At 71.0% G+C, this 2,735-nt stretch carries 2 protein-coding genes; both read left to right on the top strand.

Annotated features, from left to right (window positions below; all coding sequences use genetic code 11):
- Positions 1 to 263: 263 nt before the first annotated feature.
- Entirely contained in the window at positions 264 to 1,766 is a 1,503-nt protein-coding gene (locus tag AC3WPZ_RS27835) for a M20 family metallopeptidase (RefSeq protein ID WP_492442590.1), read from the top strand.
- A gap of 9 nt (positions 1,767 to 1,775) precedes the next feature.
- Positions 1,776 to 2,633 carry an alpha/beta hydrolase gene (locus AC3WPZ_RS27830; RefSeq protein ID WP_382152802.1) on the top strand — a complete coding sequence of 286 codons (858 nt, stop codon included), beginning with the start codon at positions 1,776 to 1,778 and terminating at the stop codon, positions 2,631 to 2,633.
- The last annotated feature ends 102 nt before the right edge of the window (positions 2,634 to 2,735 follow it).

Genomic DNA, 2,735 nt, shown 5'->3' with positions numbered 1-2,735 from the left:
CGGCGCTGGTGGAGGAGAGCGCGGCCGCCGCCGAGAGCCTCAAGGACCAGGCCCGGCGCCTGGCCGGTGTCGTGCAGCTGTTCCGCCTGTAAGCCAAAGGCGGCCGCTGGTCGCCGCAACCTCGCGCGCAGGGGGCCGAAACAGGGTCCTCGTACCGTGTACAAGCCACGGGCGTGCCTATACTGTTTCCCCTGTACCGGCCCCGGGGATTTTCGTCCCGGCATGCCGGCGCCTCACCGCCCGCGCACCCGGAGACCGACGCCATGAACGCTCGCCTGCCCCACGCCTCGCCGCCCCTGGACCCGGCCGCCTTGCAGGCCCATGTGGAGGCGAGCTGGTCGCGCGGCATCGTCCCCGAATTGACACGCTACATCGAGGTGCCGGCCAAGTCGCCGGCCTTCGACCCCGACTGGGCCGCCCATGGGCTGCTGGAGCGCGTGCTGCAGAGCGCGGCCGACTGGGTGCGGGCGCAGCAGGTGGAAGGTCTCCAGCTGGAGATCGTGCGCCTGAACGACGCGCAGGGCCGGCCCCGCACGCCGGTGCTGTTCTTCGAGGTGCCGGCCAGCGCCGGGCGCGACGGCACACCGGCCCCCGCCTCCGGCCAGACCGTGCTGATGTACGGCCACCTCGACAAACAACCCGAGTTCACCGGCTGGCGCAACGACCTCGGCCCCTGGACGCCCAAGATCGACGGCGGCAAGCTCTATGGCCGCGGCGGCGCCGACGACGGTTACGCGGTCTACGCCAGCGTGGCCGCGCTGCAGGCGCTCAAGGCCCAGGGCGTGGCGCACCCGCGCATCGTCGGGCTGATCGAAACCTGCGAAGAGAGCGGTTCGGGCGACCTGCTGCCCTACGTGGACGCGCTGCGCCCGCGCCTGGGCGACGTGGGTCTGGTGATCTGTCTGGACAGCGGTGCCGGCAACTACGACCAGCTCTGGCTCACCACCAGCCTGCGCGGCATGGCCAGCGGCGTGCTCAAGGTGGAGGTGCTCACCGAGGGCATCCACTCGGGCGATGCCTCGGGCCTGGTGCCGTCGAGCTTTCGCATCATGCGCCAGGTGCTGGACCGGCTGGAAGACAGCGCCACCGGCCGCCTGCTGCCCGCCAGCTTCCATTGCGAGGTGCCGGCCGAGCGCATCGAGCAGGCGCGCGCCACCGCCGCCATTCTGGGCGACGAGATCCACAAGCGCTTCCCTTGGGCGCACCACGACTGTGGTGGTTCCACCGTGTTCACCCTGCCCACCACCACCGACCCGGTGGAGGCCCTGCTCAACCGCACCTGGCGGCCCACGCTGTCGGTCACGGGCGCCGACGGTTTCCCCGAGCTGCGCAACGCCGGCAACGTGCTGCGGCCCTACACCGCGTTCAAGCTCAGCCTGCGCCTGCCGCCGCTGGTGGACGCGCCCGCGGCCGTGCAGGAACTCAAGGCCCTGCTGGAGGACAACGCGCCCTACCAGGCGCGCGTGACCTTCGAGGGCGAAGGCGCGGCCAGCGGCTGGAACGCCCCCACCACCGCGCCCTGGTTCGAGCAGGCGCTGCAGGACGCTTCGCAAGCCCACTTCGGCGCGGGCTGCGGCACCATCGGCCAGGGCGGCACCATCCCGCTCATGAACATGCTCAGCAAGGGTTTTCCGACCGCGCAGATGATGGTCTGCGGCGTGCTCGGCCCCAAGAGCAACGCGCACGGTCCGAACGAGTTCCTGCACCTGGACTACGCGCAGCGCCTGACCGCCACGGTGGCCCAGGTCATGGCCCGCATGCCCTGAGCCGCCATCATGTCCGACACCACCCAGGCGCCTTTCACCCTCCGCGATGGCCTGAACCTGGCCCTGTTCGACTGGCCGCTGCCGATGCGCTGGCGCCCACGCGCGGTGGTGCTGATCGTGCACGGCCTGGGTGAACACGCCTGGCGCTACGACCCGGTGGCGCAGCGCCTGAACGAATGGGGCTTCTGCGTGCGCGCGTACGACCAGCGCGGCCACGGCGAGTCGGGTGGCGCGCGCGGTGTGCTGCCCGATGACGACACCTTGCTCGACGACCTCGCCGAGGTGCTGGAGGACACGCGCAACCACATCGCCGAACCCTGGGCCTGCCCGCTCATTCTCATGGGCCACAGCATGGGCGGGCTGGTCGCGTCCACCTTCGTGCAGCGGCGCATGGCGCCTGTCGACGCACTGGTGCTGTCATCGCCCGCGCTGGACGCGGGCATCGGCGCACTGCAGAAAAAGCTGATTTCCCTGCTCTACCGTTTCGCGCCCAACTTCGCCATCTCCAACGGCCTGGACGCGAGCAAGATCTCGCACAACGCAGCGGTGGTGGAGGCCTACAAGAAGGACCCGCTGGTGCACGACCGCATCAGCGCGCGGCTGGCGCAGTTCATCGACAGCAACGGCCCGGCCGTGGTGGCTGCCGCCGCGCAGTGGCGCGTGCCCACGCTGCTTTTGTATGCGGGGGCCGACAGCCTGGTGCGGCCTGCGGGCAGCAAGGCGTTTGCCGCCGCCGCGCCGCGCGACAAGGTGCATGCCCAGGTCTATGAAGGCCTGTACCACGAGATCTTCAACGAGGCCGATCCCTCGGCCGTGTACGGCACCCTGAAGGCCTGGCTGGACGTGGTCGCGCCCGCGCAGGCCTGAGCCGAGGTTCAGCGGCGGGGTGGTGTGAGCCCGAACAGGCCCATCAGGTCGGCCGCGCCAGCGCCGCCACCCTGACCACCGCCCCCCCCGAGCAGGGCGCCC

The organism is Hydrogenophaga sp. FW305-3-2-15-A-LB1, from assembly GCF_058787875.1.
The sequence above is the reverse complement of the archived record's forward strand: the minus strand, read 5'-3'. Positions and strand labels throughout refer to the sequence as shown.